A 20,670-nucleotide genomic window follows, 5' to 3' on the forward strand; every position below is an offset into this window, starting at 1 on the left:
AGGTCGCGCTTGGGTCGGACCAACACGCCGCGGGCACGAGGCACGCTGTCTCTTCCAGGCCGAGCGAAGGAGCAGAGATCAATGAATTTGGATCGTTTCCGTGATCATCCATCCTTGTTCTTCGTGGATTGGTCGCTGCGCGGCGTCGGACAGGTCGTCTTTCAGAACAATCCGCTGTCGGGACTTGTCATCCTCGTAGCACTTGCGTGGAACTCGTGGATCTATGCCGCGATCTGCGTTCTCGGCGTCATCGCCAGCACGGCGACCGCGCTCGTTCTAAAGGCCGACAGGGCGGTGATGCGGGATGGGCTTTATGGTTTCAACGGTGCGCTGGTGGGCTTGGCGCTCGTCGCCTTCACCAGCGAGGATTTTCGCACGGGCGCCGTCCCGTCCGTTGCCATGGTTGTCTATCTCGTATGCGCCGCCGCCTTCACCACAATGGCTTTCGCCAGCATCGGCGCGGTTCTGGCACCCTACAAGACCGCGCCTCTGACCATGCCTTTCGTTCTCGTCGGGTGGCTATTTCTGTTCGCGGTGCTGAAGTTCGACGCGATCGATGCGGGGCCGATGGCAAAGCCGGTGTCGCCGGAACAGTTTTCCGATACGGTGCCCTATGTCTTTGCCACCTGGTACGAGGGGATAGGGACCTCGATCGGGCAGATATTTTTCCAGGACAACTGGATTTCGGGCTACCTCATCATAGCCGCCATTGCCCTGAATTCCCGCATCAGCGCCGCGATGGGGCTGCTTGGTGCTGTGGTCGGCACACTGGTGGCGGCCATCTATGGAGGTCCGGAGGGCGCGGTTCGCGACGGTCTCTTCGGCTACAATTCCGCGCTGACGGCGATGGCGCTGTGTGGTGTTTTTCTTGCCTTCAATTGGCGCAGCCTGATTTATGCGGTCTTCGGCGCCGTCATCTCCAGCTGGCTCTGGGCCTCCGTCGCCATTTTCCTGACACCCATCGCAATGCCGGTCCTGACCTCCACCTTCGTGCTCGTGACATGGCTGATGCTCCTGGGGCAGGGAGCGTTCAAAGCGCTTGAGCCGGCATCCGCGGAGTAGCCCACGGCGCCTAAGGAAACCCGGGCCGGATAGAGCCGGCGCAAGCACCTATTCCGCAGCGACGTTGGTCACCGGATCGGGTTCGACGCCGAAGAGCCGCTGCTTCAGCGTCTCGCGAAGGCTCTGAACGACCAGGTAGAGAACCGGGATCACGACAAGCCCAAGAACCGTGCCGAGAAGCAGGCCCCCAAGAACGGTGGCGCCGATCGCCTGGCGGCTCCCCGCTCCGGCGCCTGTTGCGACCACCAGCGGCACGACACCCAAGATCGAGGCGAGCGCGGTCATCAAGACGGGCCTGAAGCGTTGAGACGTCGCCTCGGAGGCCGCGTCCAGCGTGCTCATCCCTTCCTCGCGACGCTCCTTGGCGAATTCGACGATCAGGATGGCATTCTTGGCCGCGAGGCCGATCAGCAGCAGCATTCCGATCTGCGCGTAGATGTTGAGGTCGATCCCGCCGATGACGAGTGCGCCCAGAGCTCCGACCACCGCGACCGTGACCGACAGCATGACGGCAACGGGCACGCTCCAGCTCTCATACTGGGCGACGAGGAAGAGATAGGTGAAGACGATGCCTGCGATCAGGATGATCACGGTCTCGTTGCCCGATTGTTGCTCCTGAAGCGCGAGCCCGGTCCATTCGAAACCGAAGCCGTCGGGCATGGTTTCATTGGCGAGGTTGCCCATGATCCCGAGCGCCTGACCGGAGCTGGTGCCGGCCGCAGCCTGGCCGTTAATCGCGGCCGATGAAAACAGGTTGTAGCGGTTGACCGAGCTCGGCCCATAGATCGTCTGAATAGAGATCATGCTCTGCAGCGGAACGAGCTCGCCGGACTGGCTGCGCACCCTGAGCCGCTGGATGTCGTCTATACGCTGGCGATAGCTGGGCTCGTCCTGCAGCCGGACCTGATACACTCTCGAGAAAATGTTGAAGTCGTCGACATAGGCTGATCCGAGATGTGCCTGCAGCGTGCTGAAGATCGCCGCCGGCGAGACGCCGTAGAGGTCGGCCCGTTTTCGGTCGATGTCGAGATAGACCTGGGGCACGTCGGCGGAGAAGGTGCTGAACACGCCCGCAAGGCCGGGTGTCCGGTTTGCCTGGATGATCAGGTCGCGCATGACCTCGGCGAGCGCCTGCTGGCTCTGACCGGCGCGCGCCTGCAGGCGGAGGTCGAAGCCACCTGTCGTGCCGAGGCCGGGGATCGCCGGTGGGTTGAAGGGCACGATCGATGCCGTCGAGATGGCAGCCAGTTGCGGGCGCAGCTTGGCGATGAGCGCGAAGGCGCTCTGGTCCGCTGGGCGCTCGCTCCATGGCTCCAGCGCGGAAATGATCATGCCGGTGTTCGAGCCGCCGCCGCCTACCATGCTGACACCGGCGATGCCGATCGTATTGGCGATCCCGGGGGTCTGCTGCAGGAGAGCGCTGACTTGCGTAATCGTCTGCTGCGTTCTTTCCAGCGATGCGGCGTTCGGCAGCTGGACGTTCATGAACAGGTAGCCCTGGTCCTCGGCCGGCACGAAGCCGGTGGGCAGAACGCGGTAGAAGCCGTAGATGCCGCCGATGACGGCGACGAAGAGCACGCCCGCCAGGACGAGACGGCGGGCAAACATCGTAAACAGCCCGAGATAGAAGCGGCGGGAGGCCTCCAGGCCGTTGTTCATCCGCCCAAAAAGGCCCGTCTTGCGTTCAGGGGCGGGCCTCAAAATGAGGACGCAGAGCGCCGGGCTCAGCGTGAGTGCGTTGATCGTCGAAAACACCACGGTCACCAGGATCGTGACGGCAAATTGGCGGTAGAGTTCGCCGGTGATCCCGGCCAGAAATGCCACCGGGACGAAGAGTGCGGCGAGCACAAGCGTGGTCGCGACGATCGGTCCGGTGACCTGCTGCATGGTGGCGAGCGTCGCGGCTCGTATATCCATCGCCTTTTCGCTCATCAGTCGCTGGGCGTTTTCCACGACAATGATAGCGTCGTCGACCACGAGGCTGATCGCCAGGATCACGGCGAAGAGCGTGATCGTGTTCGCCGAATAGCCGAGAACGTAGAGAACGGCGAAGCCGCCGATCAGGGAGACCGGGATTGTCAGCGTCGGGATGACGGTGGCGCGCCAGTCTTGCAAGAACGCGTAGACGACGGCCACGACGAGCACGAAGGTGATGGCGAGCGTCACGAAGATCTCGCGGATGGTTTCGCGCACGAAAGAGGTTGTGTCGAAGACGAGCGTGTAGGCCACATCATCGGGGAACTGCTTAGAGAGCCGCTCGACTTCGCCAAGCACGGCGTTCGACACCGCAAGCGCGTTGGCATCGGATGCCTGATAGACGACGACTGTCGCGCTGGGGCGGCCGTTCAGCGTCGAGGCCGTGTCGTAGGACTGGGCGCCGAGCTCCACGCGGGCGACATCACGCAGACGGACAACGCCGCCGTCGCGATTGCTGCGAACAATGATATTGCCGAACTCGGCGGCATCGGCGAGTCTTCCGCGCGCCGTCACCGTGAGCTGTAGCTGCTGCCCGGTCATCGCCGGAGGCGAGCCGATCTGCCCGGCTGATGCCTGGGCGTTCTGGGCTCGGATGACGGTCATGAGGTCGGCCGCCGTGACGCCCAGCGCCTCCATGCGATCAGGCATCATCCAGATGCGCATGCTGTAGGTCGGCCCGAACACGGCGGCTTCGCCAACGCCGGGAAGGCGGGAGATGGCGTCGCGGATGTTGATCGTCGCGTAGTTGCTGATGAAGACTTCGTCGCGAGTGCCTTTCGGCGAATAGAGCGCAAGGCCGAGCAGCATGCTCGACGAGCGGCTGCGCACCGTGACGCCCGCTTGCGTGACCGCTGCCGGCAAGCGGGGGGTCGCCAGAGCGAGCCGGTTTTGGACATTGACCTGGGCAATCGCGGGATCGGTCCCGGCCTCGAAGGTCACGGTCAGGCTGTAGGTGCCGTTGTCGGAGCTCGAGGAAGACATGTACATCATGCCCTCGACGCCGTTGACCTGCTCTTCGATCGGCGCGCCGACGCTGTCGGTCATCACCTGCGCGTTGGCCCCCGGGTAGCTGGCGGTGACCTGGACTTCCGGCGGCGTGATCTGCGGGAACTGCGCGACCGGGATCTGCATGAGCGAAACCGTGCCGGCGATAAGCATGACGACCGCGATCACCATCGCGAAGCGTGGGCGGCCGATGAAGGGAGCGGAAATGTTCATTTGGACACCGCCGGCTGGGACGCGTCCTTGTCCTCGACGATCTCGACCGCGGATCCCGTGGCGACGTTCTGAAGCCCCTCGATGATGACGCTTTCACCACCTTTCAGCCCGTCCTCGACGATCCAGCTTCCTTCCCGCTGCTCGGAGACGCTGATCCTGCGCTCCTCGGCCTTCTTGTCAGGTGTGACCAGCATCACGTACTTTCCCTCGCGGTCCTGTTGCACCGCCCCCAGCGGAATCGTGGGCCGTTCCTTCCGCGCGGTTTCAGAGACGACGACGGTGACGAACTGGCCCGGGATCAGCAAGGAATCGCTGTTTGGAAAGACCGAGCGGACAGCTAGAGTGCCGGTACCTTCATCCACCTCGTTTCCGAGGAAGGCGATGGGTGCGTTTTGCGGATAAATCTGTCCGTTGGATAACCTGAGACGCGTCTGGTAGCGCTGGGCCAGCTCGTCCTTGCTGACATTGCCGGCGGCTTCGCGCAGATCCAGCAATGAGCGGTCGCTGACCGAAAAGACCACCCTCACGGGATCCATCTGCACGACGCGCGCCAATGCGGGTGAGGCGGTGGTGATGAAGCTTCCGGGAGAAAAGGCAGCGGTTCCGATCCGGCCCTTCAACGGAGCCACGATGCGGCTGTAGCTGAGATTGAGCTGCGCTTGCTTGACGGCCGCTTCCGCCGATTGCAGGTTTGCTGCGGCGGTGTCTCGCGCGGTTTCGCTTTGCTCGATCGTCGCGCGCGCAACGGTCTGGTTGAGGGATTGGTTACGCACCATCTGGCGCTCGGCATCGAGCAGCGTCGCCTTGGCGCGGGCGAGGTTGGCATTGGCATCGGCCAGGGCGATCTCAAGCGCCCGGCTGTCGATCTTGAATAGCTCCTGGCCTTCCTCGACCACGGCGCCTTCCTCGAACAGTCTTTCATCGACGAAGCCATCAATCCGGGAGCGAATGTCCACGGCATTCAGTGCTTCGACGCGCCCGACGAATTCGTGCTTTGGCGAAACATCTTCAACTGCAACGGTGATGGTTGCCACTTTCGGCACGTCCTGAGCCTGTGCCGTTGAATGCGAGGCTGCGATGAACGAGGCGAGAAAGACACTAGAAAATCTGCCAGGAATTCTCATCCGTCACACTCCTGAAAGCGTCAATGGCCATGGCCGAAGCGGTGGATGGAACGCGAGTTCAGACGTTCCGCTCCGACGGCGGCACTCGAAGCTTATTTCTGCAGGGCATGGCCCGGAAAGCGGAAAATGCCGTTTAAAAAGTGGTTTCACGCTCATTGTCGTAGAAATGGATACTGTGCACGACGCTGGGATAAACTGCACAGGCACGAGCAAGTGGCCGCGTTGTCACGAACGCGAACGGCGCCGCGAGTGGTCCGGTGGGCTTAGGAGGATGTTTCCGGGAGCGGTTAAGAGCGGTTCGCTGTATCGCCGCTCGCCAGCAGAGAGCTCCAAGGCGGGCCGCCGGCGAAATGGGCGGCGGAAAGTCTCGGCGCCTCGTTGGTCCGGAGCCATCCGGTCTCGCGGGCTTCCTTCGGCGTCATCCCGAACTCGCGCCGGAAGGTTCGGCTATATGTCGATGGGTCCATAAAACCCCATTCCTCGGCAATCAGCGAGATGGAGCGCGTGTCTTTGTCGTCGGAAAGGATATCCCTGGTGCGCAGCAGGCGTTGGCGGCGGATGTAGTTGGAAATGCCGCCGCTGGCCTCGAAAATCCGATAGAGCCGGGACCGCGAGATGTTGAGGTCGCGGCACAGTTTTTCCGGCGATAGATCGCGCCTGGCGAGTTGCGCGGAAATGAGCTTCTTGGCGCGCGCCATGATCACGCCGTTGATTGGTCCTTCGGCTTCGACGATGTGATCGCGCGATGGCGCAAGGCAGGCGGCAAGCAATGTGGTCGTCGCGACCGCGACATGTTCGGCGTCTCGCTCCATCCGGTTGGGAAGCGAGCGGTGCAGTAGCTGGAGGTAATCCACGATCATGGCCGCCATCTCGGGGCGAATGGCGAGATCAAAGGGTTGTGAGAACGCGAAGTCGCGGGGAAGCAGCAGCGCAAGCGCTCCGTCATCCTCGCCTTCCGCCTCATAGGGGGCGGCAAGGCAATGCCAATGCAGTTGGCCGGGGGTGGTCAGCTCGCCATTGTCCGAGACCGTCAGCGGGACGCTAAGAATCCAGTGATCGAAAACGGGATCCTTCTTGCTAGTCCAACGGCGACGATAACCGGTGCCCCGGTAATCCAGGGACATCAGCGCTAGGCTTCCGAGCTGCCAGACCTGCTGGCGCGCGCTGAACGCACTGAACTTTTCGCGCAGCAGCGTGACATCGCCGAGATTGGCATTCCAGGATCGGTAGAGATCAAATTGTTCGGTCGGGGGCGCGGCGGATGTGTCGATGTCGACGACGCATGTGAGGGGAGCTTGGCCCTCGTCCTTGCCGGTAATGTTGATGTCGTGCTGCATGATCCATCCTGCTGTTGATCATCTATGTCTGACAGAAGGTTGGTTGCCCGGAGGGGAGGATGTAGCGCGCGTTTACGGGCAGGGTGTGGCGGATCGCCAATGCGCTTGTGGCTTTCATAAGCATTACTCCGTGTTCGATGGCGATCACGAAGCGTCGGCTTGTCAGCAACAAGGCGCTGGCCGGCAGGACGAGAAAGCCATTTCGGTCGAACTTAGAAAGCTGAGTTCAGGCAGGACATTAGTGGTTGCAATTGCGTGTCGATATCACGCAACTCTATTCATATGTTCCGGTTTGAATATATGCATTCCATCCCAATCCTGTGCAGAGTGTCCATTTCTGCCTCACCAAGCGGAAGGAACGAAATCTCGCCAAAATCGTCAGTTGCCCATCGACATGCCAAGAGAGTTGCTGATTAGCAGCGTGTTCAATGTGGGATTGCTGCCACCTGCCTGATCCATCTTGAGCGAGCCCGGATGCAGCATTCCCTGCCAGCCCAGCGCCCGCACTTCCTTCGGCGACAGTCCGAATTCGCGCTTGAACATGCGGCTATAGGTCGATGGATCGGTAAAGCCCATATTTTCCGCGATCTGCGCGATCGAGTGCACATTGGCGCTATCGGCTAGCGCGCGGCGCGTCTCAAGCAGGCGTTTTCGACGGATATAGTTCGAAATTCCACCCGCGGGTTCGAAAATCCGGTAGAGGCGCGAGCGCGATACGCCGACACTCTTGCACAGATACTCCGGGCTTAGGTCGGGGTCAGCAAGCTTGGCATCGATCGCCCTGATTGCGCGGGTCGTTATCACGGCATCGATGGGAGCCTGTGCCTGCGCCAGCTTGTCGTGAGACGGCGCGAGCACGGCTGCGAGCATGTGTATGGTTGCTTCGGCGACCCTCGCAACGTTGCTCCGGCGCAGATGAGTGAGATTGTGATGCAGCAGGATCAGATAGTCGGCGAGGAATTGGGCGTCTTCGTCCGCGATCTCTGGGTCGAGGGAGGCATCAACCGTGTTGTACGGCAAAAAGAGCGCGATCAATCTCCCCTTGCTTTCGCAGGCATGCGGCGCCGTGAGGTTCGTTATGCCAAGCTTTCGTCGGGAGGTGCTATCGGCGGTGCTCGATGCTCCGCTGCTTTTGACGCTGACGACCCAATTGTCGACGGCCGGCTTTTTCTTGTGCTCCCACCGCAGGAGATGATCGGGAGACGCATCGATGACGGCAAAGGCGATATCGCCGATCTGCCAGACTTTCTCCGTCGCCTCAAAGGTAATCGTCTCGCCGCTCTTCAGGCCGACATCGAGGATGGACGAATGCCAGTTTCGGAAAACCTCGAACCGCTCTGGCGCGCGAGCGCGTGAAGTATCACATTCGATTGCGCATCTCAGTGGTTCGTCCGCGAAAGCCGCGGCGGATGTCGACCCCAATTCTACCCGTGCATTCATGATGTCGCTCCTTGAACACAAGACTAAGCAAGCATGAAGTGACCAGTATCGACGTAAGCGATGGTGCCCCCGGAGGGAAGCTGATTTACACCATGACGGCAATGTTGACTGTGTGCAGAAGGTAAACCTAAAGCGAAGATCACTAATACAATTCTTGCTATGTAAAAGAAAGACGCAAAGCGTGTCCGTTTTCCCGGTTAACGTGTTTCCGGATGGTGGGGAGCTGGAATCAGGCTGCCCCGCCCGTGAAAGGTCCGCTGTGTCAAAGGGTGTTCTTGTGCAGCCGCCCGTCCTTCATGATCGCCAGGAAATTCTTCTGCGGATTTTCGACTAGGGTCAGATCTTCCGTCGGGTTGCCATCGACGACCACTAAGTCCGCCAGGGCGCCTGTCTCGATGACGCCAAGCTTGCCGGGATAAGGATTGCGCATGTTGGAGAGTTCGAGCAGTTGCGCATTGCCTGATGTCGCCATCTGCAGCACCTCGGCGTTCTTGTACCAGTTGCTCAGATGAGTCAGCATGATGTTCTGCCGCGGTCCGAGTTCTGGAGAGAAAAGCACGTCCGATCCCCAGGCTGTCTTGATGCCGTGCTTGCGCGCATATTGGTAAAGCGTTGGGGTTCCGAGGAAGATCTGCTTGGCGCGTTCGACGCCGGGTCCGCTTTGAGAGGCTGCGTCCGCCATCGTGAGGAAGGGCTGGGTGCTGAGCCAGACACCCTTTTCGGCCATCATGATCGCTGTTTCTTCGTCGATCAGATGAGCGTGCTCGATGCAGGTGACGCCCGCGCGCAAGGCGCGTTGAACGGCGCGGGTGGTGTAGGCGTGGAGGGCGACATAGGTGTTCCAATCTGCCGCGACGCCGGCCGCGGCGCGCAGTTCGTCCTCGCTGAAGGTGATCATATCAAGTGGGCTGCGGGGCGATGAAACACCGCCACTGCCGACGATCTTCACCTGTGATGCGCCCTGCAGAAGCTGTTCGCGTACCCGAAGCTGCAATTCGGCTACACCATCGACGATCGCAGCGCCGCCAAAGAGTTCGCCGCTGCTTAGCTTGTTTCCGTCCCTCGGAATCTCGGTGGGAAGACGCAGGTCGCCGTGCCCGCCTGACGTGGTGATCATGGCGCCGGACGGATAGATCCGTGGCCCGGGAATAAGGCCGGCGTCGATTGCTTGCTTGAAGGAGAAAACGGGGCCGCCAAGATCGCGCACGGTCGTGAAACCGCGCATCAAGGTGCGCTCGGCTTCAGCGGTGGAAGCGGCGAAGACGATACCGGGATCTCCGCCGAGGAGCAGGTTCAGCGGCACCGCTGCGAAAATCGTGTGCCAGTGCGCATCGATAAGGCCCGGCATGATTACGCCGTTTCGGCAGTCCAGAACGGTTGCGCCGTCAGGCGGCGGCGCGTGGGAGCGATCGACATCGGCAATCTGGTTGTCGCTGATCAGCACCTGGACATTATCGACGACAGTGCCGGCCTTGCTGTCGAAGAGCCGGGCATTGCTCAAGAGGGTCTTGTTTGGTTTGGCTGCCGTCTGCCCCAGACCCTGCGCGGGCAGGGCGCCGACCAGGGCGGTCGCCGCTAAGCCCGATAGGAGATCACGTCGCGAGAATGCTTCGAGCCGACGCGAAGCCCTCTGCAGGTCAGGATGCGAGCAGCCGCAGCCCGCGTCGTGGACAAGGTGGCGATACTTCTCTCCCATCCGCAGCATTGTCTTTCCTCCCTGGTTTCATTGCGTTGCGGCCGATCTGCATGGCCGCGAAATGATCTGTAATGGCATTGCCCACCACCTAGAACGGCCAGATGAGCGGGACGATGAAGACGGCAACGACGAAGAACCAGGCAAGTAGCGGCAAGCCCAGCTTCCAATACTCACCGAAAGTGTAGCCGCCGGGGCCCATGACTAAGGCGTTCGCCGGCGCTGCTATCGGCGTCAAGAAGGTTGCCGCTGCCGCGACGGCGGTGCTCATCAGGACGGGACGTGGGGAGATGCCCATGCCGGCCGCAGCCGCAACGCCGATCGGGATCGCGATCAAGGCGGTCGCCATATTGCTGATGAACTGTCCAAGCACCGCAGTCGTCACAAACAGACCCGCGAGAAGCATGGTCGGGCTGCTCTGCCCGAGAATATAGAGAAGGTGGTCGGCGGCGAGTTGCGCCGCGCCGGTTTCCGTCATCGCGGTGCCGAGCGGTTTCATCGCGGCGACGAGCACCACCGTCGACCAGCCGACCGCATTGTAGGACTGCTCCGCTGTGAGGATTCCCGACAGAACGATTGCTCCTGCTGCCAGCAAGCCTGCCACCGCTGGCGGCACGAGGCCGGTCGCGAGAAGAAGGATCATCGCTGCCGAGATCGCGACGGTACGCCTAGCGTCGCCGCCCATTGGCGCCGCTTGCCTACGAACGAGATCCGGGGAGCCAACGGTCAGCACATCCGGGTCGCTGAGGCGCGTGTCCAGCGCCTTCCAGGTTCCCTGCAACAGCATCGTGTCGCCGGCGCCGAGCACGACCGCGCCGGTTTGGTTGTTCGCCTCGATGTCACCTACCGGCTCCCCCGCCTTCTGGACCGCGAGGACGATCAGGTCACCGCTCTCGGTCACCATGCCCGGGAAGACGCTTTGCCCAATCAGGCCGGATCGCGGTGGGATCGCCACCTCGGCCAATCCCGATTTGTGGGTGAAGAGGATGTCATCTGCGCCTGCCGTCTGCTCGCGGAAGGAGAGGTGCGTCTCCGCCGCGAACTTCGCGACGACATCGGCATCGCCACGCAGGAGAACATGATCGCCTTCCGCGATGCGCGGCCGGCTGATCGGCCGCGCCGTGTCGCCCTCGTGTACGGCCACCAGTTGCATTCCCTGGTGAGGCGCGATCTCGATTGTCGATGGCGTCTTGCCGACATAGTGACAAGAGCCACGAATGCGCAGGCGGTGCATGTCATTGCCCAATCCATATTGCTCGACCAGCGTCCGGGCGTGCTGGCTGAAATCCGCGGGGATGGCTATTCCGTTTCGTTGCGGCAAAAGGCGCTCGCCAAGCAGCACGATGATCGCCATGCTGCCGAAGAGGAGCGGAAGGCCGACCAGGGCGAATTCGAAGAAGCCGAAGCCTGCGAAACCCGCGTCGATCGCGGCGTCCGAGACAAGGACGTTCACTGGCGTACCGGTCAGCGCCAGCATGGAGCCGGCATGTGCCGTGAAGGCAAGCGGCATGAGAAGTTGCGAGGACTTTCGGCCAAGGCGGACTGCAATCACGATGACGACGGGCAACAGCGCCACGACAGCCCCGGTCGTCCCGACGAACATCGCCAGGATCGCTGCGAGGCTCATCATCAGGACGAGAAAGCGGTTGCGGCTTTTTTCGCCTGCGGCGCGGATCAGGTGCTTACCGATCCAGGCGGTCACACCGGTAATTTCGAGCGCTGAGCTGACAACGAAGAGCGTCGCGATGAAGATGACAACGGGATCGCCGAACCCCGCAAGCGCCTGATCAAGACTGAGGATCCCCGAGGCCCACAGGGACAAGCACACCAGCATGGCGACAACCGCGACCGGCAGCTTGTTCCACACGAAAAGAACGATCGCTGCAGCGACGATGATCGCAACGAGGGCTACCGGGCTCAATTCCACTATCCCTTTGAGAAGACCCGATCTTGAGGTGATTTCAACGGTGCTGACTGCCGACCAGGCCAGTGAAATCGACCGACAGGATGAGCCGTGGGATACTAGATGTCATGAGCCGGGCGTCCCGAAGCTACGCTGTGCGTCCCGGAGTATTCCGGGTCCGATCGATTTCATGGCTGGAGCTATTGACCCCGTGCGGGGCCTAGAAGCAGGTGAACATGATAGGGCTTGGAGAGCGTTCTTGCGATGGTAACCGTGTGTGTTGGCGAAAGGGTCTCGCATCGCCGCCCTGACGTGCCGAGATAACGATGCGCTGGCGGCGGCTGTTCATGGTATTGGCTCTCGCCGCATGTCTCGTGACATGCGCCGGCCCGCAGGCGGGGCTTTTGAACGTAACCCACCCTGCAAAGGAAGCCGATCAGATCACGCTCATCGCGGCGACGACACGGGCGCCTGTCGAGGACCCCTCGGTGCTCTACGGCGGGGAGCGAGGTACATCGGTGTCTTACACCAGGATCGGGATTTCAGTTCCTCCAAATCGAAAGGCCGGCACGCTTGAACTTCCGCGCCGTTCTCCCGGCGATCCCGAGCGGACCTTCGCCGCGACATCCGTAACCCCGATCAAGCGCGAAGATGTCGCCGCCGCGTTTCGTGCCCCAGGGGTCCACAAACGGCGCGCCTTCGTTTTCGTGCACGGCTACAGCACGACTTTCGACCGCGCGGTTTTCCGCTTTGCGCAACTCGTGCACGATTCAGATGCGGATGCTGTCCCGATCCTGTTTTCATGGCCGTCGCGGGGGCGGTTTCTCGACTACAAGCGCGACCTTGATAACGCCTCCTACTCTCGATCGGATCTGGCAAATCTGCTTGAGGCCGCGATCGACAGCCAGTCGATCAACGAGGTGGTGGTGCTCGCCCATTCCATGGGCGCGTGGCTCACGGTCGAGGCGATCAGGCAGGTCGCTCTGCGGCGGGGCGGTGTGCCGAGCAAGGTCTCAAGCCTCATCCTCGCTTCCCCGGATCTGGATGTCGGCGTCTTTCGCCGGCAGGTGGAGGATATGGGGCCGAATCGGCCCAAGATTACGATTTTCGTCGCGCGCAACGATTTGGCGCTTCGGCTGTCGCGGTTCATTGCGCGTGGAGATGCCCGTCTTGGCGGCATCGACCCCTCACAGGAAGATTACCGCAAGGCCCTTTCGGATCTACAGGGTGTTACGGTGCTGGATCTGAGCGCATTGAGTTCGGGCGATCGGGTCAATCACGCGCTGTTCGCCACCAGCCCCGAGGCCGTCCGGCTGATCGGCGATCGGCTGGTGCAGGGGCAGCAAATCTCGGACGCTGATGTTGCGAGACCCACGACGGCTGTCGATGCTATCGGCGCCGCCGCGACATTTGCGGTTGCCGCGCCAATATTGATCTTCGACATGGCGACCAGCCAATGAGACGCCCAAGCCAAAAATGGGACGACCGGCGCAATATTGGGATTCGCCGCGCATCATTATTGCCGCGGCAATTGCTAGCGTAAGTGCGGCGCGTGCGTGAGTATCGCCAAAGGTCGACTTTTCAGCAAAAGGGTGCGGGCATGAGCGATCTGATTTTCATCGGGTTCCCAACGGAAGCGAAGGCCGAAGAGGTGCGGCAGAAGGTCCTGTCGCTTCAACAGGAATATCTCATCGAACTGGAAGACGCGGTTGTCGTCGTGAAGAACGAGAAGGCTCAGATCAAGCTCAATCAGATGGTCAATCTCACCGCAAGCGGTGCTGCCTCGGGCGCCTTGTGGGGAACATTGATCGGGGCGATCTTTCTGATGCCGTTGGTTGGAACCGCGCTGGGCGCTGCTTCCGGTGCGCTTGCGGGCCAACTCAGCGATGTCGGCATCAACGACGAGTTCATGAAGAAGGCCGCGTCGGCCTTGCAGCCGGGCACGGCGGGGCTCTTTCTGCTCGTGCGCAAGATGACTGTTGATAAGGTGCTGGCCGATCTCAAGGGTATTGGCGGCGAACTGCTGCAGACGTCCTTCGATGAGACCAGGGAGGCCGCCTTGCGCGAAGCTCTGTCCGCGGCGCAGGCAGAAGCGGAGACGGCGCCAGCGGCAACCTCGTAACGCCGCCATGCATGGGAGGTTTCATCGATGCCGGCACGCTAGACGGGGAGGTCTTTCTTGACCCCGATCCAGACGACCTGCTGCATCATCCTCGCGACGATCGTTCTTTTTGCGTGGAACAGGCTGCCCGTCATCGCCGTCGCCTTCGCGGCGGCGCTTTCACTATGGGCGACAGGGCTCGTGACGCTGGATCAGGCATTGGCCGGCTTTGGCGATCGCGCCGTTCTTTTCGTCGCCAGCCTCTTCATCGTCAGTGCCGCGCTTGAGAGAACCGGTGTCACCGCGTGGTGCGGACAAGCGCTCATCTCGCTGGCCGGTCAGAACAACCGTAGCCGGCTTCTGTTCGTTCTCATGATCGCGGTTGGGTGTCTCACGTCGCTTCTGAGCGGCAGCGGTGCCGTGGCGGCTCTCATCCCCATCGCGGTGTTCGCGGCGGTGCGGCTCAATCAATCGCCCGCGCAGTTATTAATGCCCTTGGCCTTCTCCGCCCATGCCGGAGCAAACCTGCTGTTGACCGGGGCGCCTAAGAATTTCCTGGTTTCGGAGGCACTTGAAGATGCCAGGCTTGAAGGCTTCGGTTTTACCGAATTCGCCCTTGTCGGCGTTCCGCTTCTCGCCGGAACCGTCTTCGTTATCCTGCTGTTGGGCAAGTATCTGCTCCCCAGGCAGACAAATGCACGGCTCCCCGCCGATTTCAGCGGCCACGCCCAGACGCTGGTCGAACATTACGGCCTTGAAGACGGGCTTTTCCGACTTCGCATACGGCGAGACTCGCCTCTGGTTGGGATGCCCACCGACAACATCGACTTGGGTGCTGCGAGCGACATACAGGTGATGGCCGTCCAGACTACCGCATCCGGTTATCCGGTGCGCGACAGGGCCATGATTGCCGATGATTACCTGCTCGTGCGCGGCGCCGCCCAGGCTGTCGCCGAGGTTGCTGCACGGCTCCATTTGGCTGTCCGCGAGGATGCGCCGACTGGCAGCGGCAGCACCGCATTCAATCGCAGGTCCGGCCTGGCCGAGGTGATGATCCCGCCGCGATCCAAGCTGATCGGTCAATCGATGTTTCCCGGCTTGGCTACCGAGAGCGGCGATCTCGTCGTCCTGGCGGTGCATCGCGGCGGCGCGGAAATTGACTATGCCAGGCCTGAGCTCAAGGCCGGCGACACGATCCTGCTCGAAGGAAGCTGGGAAGCGCTCGATATGCGCCTGGATGATCCCGACGTCCTCGTCGTCGATTCCCCTGACCTCGTTCGCCGCCACGCCGTGCCGATGGGGCCTGGTGCCAAGGTCGCCGTTGCGACGTTGATCGGGCTTGTCATCATGCTGGCATCGAACATCGTCCCACCCGCCGTCGCGGGCATTTTGTGCGCCTGCGTGCTTGTTGCTTCCGGCGCGATCACCGTCGAGCAATCCTATCGCGCCGTTCATTGGACGACGGTTATCCTGATCGGCGCGATGATGCCGATCTCAACGGCGATGATACAATCCGGCACGGCGAAGTTCGTCGCCGACGAACTGGTCTCCGCGCTCGGCTCGGCCGGACCGAGCGCTCTGGTCGCAGGTCTCTTCGTGCTCACGGCGGTGTTGGGGCAGGTCATGAGCAACACGGCGACGACCATGCTGGTCATTCCTATCGCAATGGCGGCGGCCTCCGCCATGCATATCCAGCCGCACCCGGTGCTGATGAGCCTCTGCATCGCCGGATCCGCATCCTTCATGACGCCGATCGCGACAACGACCAACATGATGGTGATGGGCGCGGGCGGCTATCGGTTCGGCGACTACTGGAAACTCGGCACCCCGCTTATGGCGTGGTTCTTCATCGTCGCCGTCTTCCTGGTCCCGCGGATATGGCCGTTCAACTAGGTGTCGATGTCAGGAGCAGGCGACCGCGAACAGGTCACCGTCATACCGATTAGAGACGTCAGGCATGCTTTTGGGACAGGCAACCGATTGCCCGGCCAATGATATTTGTGAGGATGGTCGCTCGAAGGCAATCGGAGGGGATGTCGACTGGATGAATAGCCGAGCGGTCATCACTCTCCTGGCGATCCTTGCTGCGATAGCGGTCTTGTGCGTTCTCCGAATGGCTGCCAGCGTCTTCGCTCCCGTTGCCGGCGCGCTTTTCATCATCGGTCTGGCCTGGCCGCTCCAGCAGAGCCTGCAACGGGCTCTCCCCAAGCTGTTGGCGCTTGCGGTGGTGGTCGCCGTGATAGTCTGCGTCTTCATTGCCCTGGCGTCGATATCCGCTTGGGGTTTCGGGCGCATCGGTCGCTCAGTCGTCAGCGATGCCGCTCGGTTCCAGTTGCTTTATGGCAATCTCGTTCAATGGCTCGACGGGCACGGCATCGTCATCGCCGGCGTCTGGGCGGACTACTTCAACTTCAGTTCGCTGCTCCGCGTACTGCAAGGCGTGACCGTTCGCTTGAACACGATGATCTCCTTCTGGGTCGTCGTGGTCGTTTATGTACTCTTGGGGCTGCTCGATACCGAGGCCGTCGCGCGCAATATTCGAAAGGCTCTAAGCGAAGAGAAGGCCGATGCGATCATCGGCGGCGCGTTGCAGACGGCAGCCAAGCTGCGGCGCTACATGGCCGTGCGCACCGTAATGAGCCTAGCCACCGGCACGTTGGTCTGCGCGCTTTCCGCGCTCTTCGGTCTGCGGTTTGCCGCAGAATGGGGCGTCATCGCTTTTACGCTAAACTACATACCGTTTATGGGACCTTTCGTGGCAACGTTGCTGCCAAGCGCTTACGCCCTGGCGCAATTCGGCTCGCCGGAAGCTGCGATCGTCATCTTCGTCGGGCTCAACGTCATACAGTTCGTGATTGGAAGTTACATCGAGCCGCGTGTTGCAGGTTACGCGCTCGCGATGTCGCCATTCCTGGTGCTGTTTTCGGTGTTTTCTTGGTCGTTCGTCTGGGGCGTGTTCGGCGCTTTCATAGGCGTCCCAATCACGATCGCGATCCTTACCTTCTGCACACGCTTTTCCGCGACGCGCTGGATAGCGGAGATCCTCGGCGCGCCGAGCGAACGTGATGGCAAGTTCCTATGAAGTCAGGCTGAATGGATGGTCATCGGCGAAGCCTGGTCATGCGGATCACGCGGCCGGTGTGAGCACTGAGAGCGATCTCAAAATCGCTGCTGCCGCGCCTTGCGTGATAAATGAATGTTCTGCCCCTGCAATCGACGCGGCGCACATTGCGGAACCCGCGGTTCTGAAGGAGCTGTTGCCCTTGCCTGCAGCTGATCGCGCGGCCGAAGTTGAGATCAGAGCCGACGTGAATGTTGACAGTCACGGCATAAGCCGGAGCCGGAGGCGACGCTGTCAGCACGAGAGCGCAGGTCAAAGCAAACGCAGTCCATATATTCAGGCGCATCCTGCCACTCCATCAATGAAAAGTTCGGCGAGATATTTGTGGAATTAAGGTCTTGTCAATGAGTGGTCACGGCAATGACCCATATTAGGGACGCATCGCCCATCTGCTGGACGATTTACGCATAAGGAATGTGTAATTGCCGAGTATTGCGCCGTTGCACCTGAACGGCTGGCTAGGGTCATTCACATGGATCGTAGAATATCTTCGCCATTTTACGCTCGCCGTGAGGAGGACGCGTAGTCGACGAGCCGCTGCGCCTTCATTCCGCAACGCCCCACCGTTAACAGCATTGCTAGCCAATGGCGAATCTCGTCCGTCTGAGGCTGCGGCGCACTGAGCCTTGACAAGTCTTGTTACTGGTGGACAGGCCAAGTTTGATCTTTGCTCGCGCAGCGTATCCGCTCGACAAGCGGGTAAATGGGATCTTCGACATCGGTGGACCAAGGAATGGATCGTTTATTCGACCGCATCTAACTGATGGTGCCAGGCCTGCTTGCGGACTCAGCCAATTGCGCAGTTGCTTTGCAAGCTTTCTGCAGGGATTCGGGCCTACGCACGCACGGCGTCCCTCAAGGGTCATTCGGCCGTCAGGTGCTCTACGAGGTGTCTCGCGTGAACGGGCAGGGCAGCGAAGTTACGCGAGCAGACCAAAAGGTGTCTTAGCGCCCAAGCGTCCGTGAGTGTAAGCACGCCAAGTGGAAGCACGTCCTGATATCGCTTGGCGTAGATATCTGGAACGATCGCAAGCCCCACCCCACTTGCGACCATCGCGCAAATATCTGCGAAGCTGTGAAGGCGGATGCGTAACTTGAATTGCCGGCCTTCGCGGGCGGCATGGGTCGCGAGATGCCCCTGCAACGCGCTGTCAGCAGGCAAGCCGATAAATGGTTCGTCGATCACGTCGCGGAACGCTACCGATTTTCGTTGCGCCAGAGGATGGTCGAAAGCAGTGATCAGAACGAGTCTGTCGGTTTTGAACGGTCGGGTCTCGAGCGAGCCGGTGTCGGTCGTATCAGCAGCGATGCCCAGATCGGCAAGAGCTCCAGCGACGGCTGCAACGACGTCAGGGCTCTGCCGTTCCTCCAGATCTATGTCTATCGTCGGATGATCCACAAGAAAGCGCCGAAGGGCTTCTGGCAGATGGGCCATTGCGGCGCGGCCCGAAAGCAGGCGGATCTGGCCGCGCAATCCGGTCGCGAATAGTTGGAGGTCGCCCCGCATCTGCTCCATCTGCCCGAGCACAATGCGGGCGTGGTGGGCGACAGCCTCACCTGCTTGCGTCGCTCGCACGCCACGCGCGCTGCGGTCAAGAAGCGGAACTCCGCTCATGTTCTCCATCCCACGAATACGCGCACTTGCGGACGCTAGGGCCATGCCTGAGCGTTCGGATCCTTGAGTGATGCTCGCCGCCTCCACGACATGGAGAAACAGGCGAAGATCCGTCATGTCAAAGCGCATATTTCCTCCCGGCTAGGACCCTTCGGATTTGACGAAGGCTTCCCTTGTATCTTCCACATTGTGCCAAGTCGCCTTCCGCATTTTATTCGGACGCCATTGGGAAAACCAGGAAACACCATGAACGTGACCGAAAAAATCCTGCGCGCCTTTATCTTAAGGCTGCTGCTGCTCTTGCTGGCCGTGTTTGCGGCGCGCCATCTTCCAGATCATGGTCTGCGTGCGACACCGGGGCCGTCGAGCGAGCAGGCCGCGGCGGCACCCGTGGACTGTTATCTGGATACCTTGATTACCGATGAGGCCAGCGCGTCGATCAGCGACATGCTCCTTCATGATTGATGCGTGATCTGGGACTTTCGAGGCGTGCTTTCCAGCATCGGCGCATGGGCACGCGTTATTGGCCACAATACGATTTTTGTTGATGATCGCGATTCGCTCGCGCATGGTTTCCAGATCCGATGAGCGACAACAGCACGCGTGAGATCGATCTGATGACACCGTCCCTCCATGACGACAAGAATAGCCAGGCTCACAACAACCGGCTCAAGGTCGGCTTCGTTCTCGCGCGATCGTTCACGCTGTCTGCACTTGCGATGTTCGTCGACACATTGCGTCTTGCAAGCGACGAGCAGGACCGGTCCGGACGAGTGAAAGCCGACTGGCAGGTGCTTGGAAGTACGCGTCACCTCATCACTTCGAGTTGCGGCGTGCAAGTCGCACCGACGTCGGATTTCGTAGATCCCAGCCGGTTCGATTATATTGTTGTCGTTGGCGGATTGCTCAACAGGGAAGAGCCTGTCGACCGTGAGACAGTGGCTTTTCTAAAGCTGGCAGATGCCAAGAAGATCCCATTGCTCGGTGTTTGCACCGGCACGTTCATTCTTGCCGAGGCCGGCATGATGAAGAACCACGACGTCTGCGTCAGCTGGCTTCACGCAAAGGCTTTCCGGGACCGGTTTCCCGACTTGTCTGTACGCTCGGACAGGATATTCAATCTCGACAGACGTCGAGGCTCCTGCGCCGGAGGAAGCAGTTCCGCCGATATGGCTGCAGCCCTCGTCCGGCGCCACATCAGTCCCGAAGCGGAGCGAAACGCGCTTGAGGTGCTGCAGATCGAGAAGGCCCGCTCTCATCTGGAAGTCCAGCCGCGAAGGCCGCTCTATGAGGAATACAAAGATTCGCGCCTGAGAGCGGTCATGATCCTGATGGAGCAGCATCTCGACGGTGACATGCCGATCGCGCAACTTGCAGCATCGGTCGGCGTTACGCGCCGGCAGCTTGAACGGATTTTTGAGAGAGAGGCGGGCATGTCGCCGGCGCGAGCCTATGCAAAGGTCCGGCTTGAGCGCGCCAAGGTACTTTTGGCGCAGACAAAATTGCCGATGATCGACATCGCCATGGATGTCGGCTTTCACACAGCCTCGCAGTTTACCCGCTCTTTCAAACGCGAATACGGGCAGACGCCGTCATGCTTGCGTTCCACCCTTTCGGGAGCCAACTGATGCACCGAGTTGGGGCCATTACTGAGCTTTGGCGCTATCCCGTCAGTTCCGTTACAGGCGAACAGGTGGACAAGGTTGAAGTCTCCAGCGCCGGGATGATCGGGGATCGCCGGTATGCCCTGGTCGATCGCGCAACGGGTATCGTTGCGCATCCGGAGCGGGATAGACGTAGGCGAGGCTATCTTCATAAGGTCGAGGACTGCAGCCACTGGCATCGAGATTCTTGTGCCGGAATGCGATTGGCAATCCGTCGACGACCCCGGCCTTGCCGCCAGCCTCAGCGAATTCTTAGGCTTCGATGCAGACGTGCGACCCTATAAGCGCACGCTGGAAGCGAGCCGGCGCGATGCGTTCGCGCTCGATCGGTATGACGTATCGCCGCTGCATCTCTGACAAGCGCCTCGGTGGACCATCTGAAGACGTTGCATCCCAGCGGCAATCCCGATCGCCG

15 protein-coding genes and 2 pseudogenes are annotated in these 20,670 nt (G+C 60.9%); 10 read left to right on the top strand and 7 right to left on the bottom strand.

The genetic code is table 11. The features are described from left to right. The first annotated feature begins 81 nt into the window (after positions 1-81). Entirely contained in the window at positions 82-1,062 is a 981-nt protein-coding gene (locus QTL96_RS24315; protein ID WP_112820447.1) for an urea transporter, read from the top strand. A gap of 48 nt (positions 1,063-1,110) precedes the next feature. Here the strand turns inward: QTL96_RS24315 and QTL96_RS24320 are convergent, their stop codons facing one another. The 6 genes from QTL96_RS24320 to QTL96_RS24345 form a co-directional block, all read right to left on the bottom strand. Further along, positions 1,111-4,257 (bottom strand): multidrug efflux RND transporter permease subunit, encoded by a 3,147-nt coding sequence (locus QTL96_RS24320; protein WP_113168403.1) that lies wholly within the window; start codon positions 4,255-4,257, stop codon positions 1,111-1,113. Further along, the gene (locus QTL96_RS24325) at positions 4,254-5,291 is read right to left on the bottom strand and encodes an efflux RND transporter periplasmic adaptor subunit (RefSeq protein WP_296434902.1); all 1,038 of its coding nucleotides are present in this window, start codon (positions 5,289-5,291) and stop codon (positions 4,254-4,256) included. The genes QTL96_RS24320 and QTL96_RS24325 overlap by 4 nt, the downstream gene beginning before the upstream one ends. A 377-nt stretch (positions 5,292-5,668) precedes the next feature. Further along, entirely contained in the window at positions 5,669-6,718 is a 1,050-nt protein-coding gene (locus QTL96_RS24330) for a helix-turn-helix domain-containing protein (RefSeq protein ID WP_113168401.1), read from the bottom strand. A gap of 378 nt (positions 6,719-7,096) precedes the next feature. Then, complete coding sequence (locus QTL96_RS24335) at positions 7,097-8,158, bottom strand: AraC family transcriptional regulator (RefSeq protein ID WP_289729518.1); 1,062 nt, start codon at positions 8,156-8,158, stop codon at positions 7,097-7,099. A 262-nt stretch (positions 8,159-8,420) separates the two neighbouring features. After that, positions 8,421-9,863 (bottom strand): amidohydrolase family protein, encoded by a 1,443-nt coding sequence (locus tag QTL96_RS24340; protein WP_112941125.1) that lies wholly within the window; start codon positions 9,861-9,863, stop codon positions 8,421-8,423. 79 nt (positions 9,864-9,942) lie between these two features. Beyond that, a complete protein-coding gene (locus QTL96_RS24345; RefSeq protein ID WP_289729519.1) occupies positions 9,943-11,772 on the bottom strand; it encodes an SLC13 family permease in 1,830 nt (609 codons plus the stop codon). A gap of 470 nt (positions 11,773-12,242) precedes the next feature. Here QTL96_RS24345 and QTL96_RS24350 point away from each other — a divergent pair, with 470 nt between their 5' ends. The 4 genes from QTL96_RS24350 (at position 12,243) to QTL96_RS24365 (ending at position 16,937) form a co-directional block, all read left to right on the top strand. Beyond that, complete coding sequence (locus QTL96_RS24350; RefSeq protein ID WP_289729520.1) at positions 12,243-13,214, top strand: alpha/beta fold hydrolase; 972 nt, start codon at positions 12,243-12,245, stop codon at positions 13,212-13,214. 140 nt (positions 13,215-13,354) lie between these two features. After that, complete coding sequence (locus QTL96_RS24355) at positions 13,355-13,876, top strand: DUF1269 domain-containing protein (RefSeq protein WP_112941128.1); 522 nt, start codon at positions 13,355-13,357, stop codon at positions 13,874-13,876. Positions 13,877-13,933: 57 nt separating this feature from the next. After that, positions 13,934-15,748: an SLC13 family permease gene (locus tag QTL96_RS24360; protein ID WP_113008598.1), complete on the top strand. Its 1,815-nt coding sequence runs from the start codon at positions 13,934-13,936 to the stop codon at positions 15,746-15,748. Positions 15,749-15,899: 151 nt separating this feature from the next. After that, positions 15,900-16,937: an AI-2E family transporter gene (locus QTL96_RS24365; protein ID WP_289729521.1), complete on the top strand. Its 1,038-nt coding sequence runs from the start codon at positions 15,900-15,902 to the stop codon at positions 16,935-16,937. A 901-nt stretch (positions 16,938-17,838) separates the two neighbouring features. Here the strand turns inward: QTL96_RS24365 and QTL96_RS24370 are convergent. Continuing rightward, positions 17,839-18,720 (bottom strand): LysR substrate-binding domain-containing protein, encoded by an 882-nt coding sequence (locus QTL96_RS24370; protein WP_112941130.1) that lies wholly within the window; start codon positions 18,718-18,720, stop codon positions 17,839-17,841. A gap of 117 nt (positions 18,721-18,837) precedes the next feature. Between QTL96_RS24370 and QTL96_RS24375 the strand changes: the two genes are divergently transcribed. From QTL96_RS24375 to QTL96_RS24390, 5 genes and pseudogenes are all read left to right on the top strand, one after another. After that, positions 18,838-19,056 carry a hypothetical protein gene (locus QTL96_RS24375; protein ID WP_289729522.1) on the top strand — a complete coding sequence of 73 codons (219 nt, stop codon included), beginning with the start codon at positions 18,838-18,840 and terminating at the stop codon, positions 19,054-19,056. A gap of 15 nt (positions 19,057-19,071) precedes the next feature. After that, positions 19,072-19,179, top strand: a pseudogene (locus tag QTL96_RS24380) (hydroxyproline-2-epimerase); the annotation flags it as partial. 29 nt (positions 19,180-19,208) lie between these two features. After that, positions 19,209-20,219 carry a GlxA family transcriptional regulator gene (locus QTL96_RS24385; protein ID WP_112941250.1) on the top strand — a complete coding sequence of 337 codons (1,011 nt, stop codon included), beginning with the start codon at positions 19,209-19,211 and terminating at the stop codon, positions 20,217-20,219. Then, a pseudogene (locus QTL96_RS31300) lies at positions 20,219-20,305 on the top strand (MOSC domain-containing protein); the annotation flags it as partial. The gene QTL96_RS24385 and the pseudogene QTL96_RS31300, both read left to right, overlap by 1 nt. 28 nt (positions 20,306-20,333) lie before the next feature. Beyond that, on the top strand, positions 20,334-20,612 hold the full coding sequence (locus QTL96_RS24390) for a hypothetical protein (RefSeq protein WP_289729523.1): 279 nt from the start codon (positions 20,334-20,336) through the stop codon (positions 20,610-20,612). Positions 20,613-20,670 lie beyond the last annotated feature (58 nt).

The sequence above is a fragment of the Rhizobium sp. S163 genome (genome assembly GCF_030380805.1).
Classification (GTDB): domain Bacteria; phylum Pseudomonadota; class Alphaproteobacteria; order Rhizobiales; family Rhizobiaceae; genus Rhizobium.

What these genes read in the sequence shown, in the direction of transcription:
- QTL96_RS24385 (WP_112941250.1), top strand. Translation starts at nt 19,209, where the DNA reads ATGACACCGTCCCTCCATGACGACAAGAATAGCCAGGCTCACAACAAC.
- QTL96_RS24320 (WP_113168403.1), bottom strand. Translation starts at nt 4,257, where the DNA reads ATGAACATTTCCGCTCCCTTCATCGGCCGCCCACGCTTCGCGATGGTG.
- QTL96_RS24370 (WP_112941130.1), bottom strand. Translation starts at nt 18,720, where the DNA reads ATGCGCTTTGACATGACGGATCTTCGCCTGTTTCTCCATGTCGTGGAG.
- QTL96_RS24330 (WP_113168401.1), bottom strand. Translation starts at nt 6,718, where the DNA reads ATGCAGCACGACATCAACATTACCGGCAAGGACGAGGGCCAAGCTCCC.
- QTL96_RS24315 (WP_112820447.1), top strand. Translation starts at nt 82, where the DNA reads ATGAATTTGGATCGTTTCCGTGATCATCCATCCTTGTTCTTCGTGGAT.
- QTL96_RS24365 (WP_289729521.1), top strand. Translation starts at nt 15,900, where the DNA reads ATGAATAGCCGAGCGGTCATCACTCTCCTGGCGATCCTTGCTGCGATA.
- QTL96_RS24355 (WP_112941128.1), top strand. Translation starts at nt 13,355, where the DNA reads ATGAGCGATCTGATTTTCATCGGGTTCCCAACGGAAGCGAAGGCCGAA.
- QTL96_RS24375 (WP_289729522.1), top strand. Translation starts at nt 18,838, where the DNA reads ATGAACGTGACCGAAAAAATCCTGCGCGCCTTTATCTTAAGGCTGCTG.
- QTL96_RS24340 (WP_112941125.1), bottom strand. Translation starts at nt 9,863, where the DNA reads ATGCTGCGGATGGGAGAGAAGTATCGCCACCTTGTCCACGACGCGGGC.
- QTL96_RS24335 (WP_289729518.1), bottom strand. Translation starts at nt 8,158, where the DNA reads ATGAATGCACGGGTAGAATTGGGGTCGACATCCGCCGCGGCTTTCGCG.
- QTL96_RS24390 (WP_289729523.1), top strand. Translation starts at nt 20,334, where the DNA reads ATGCCCTGGTCGATCGCGCAACGGGTATCGTTGCGCATCCGGAGCGGG.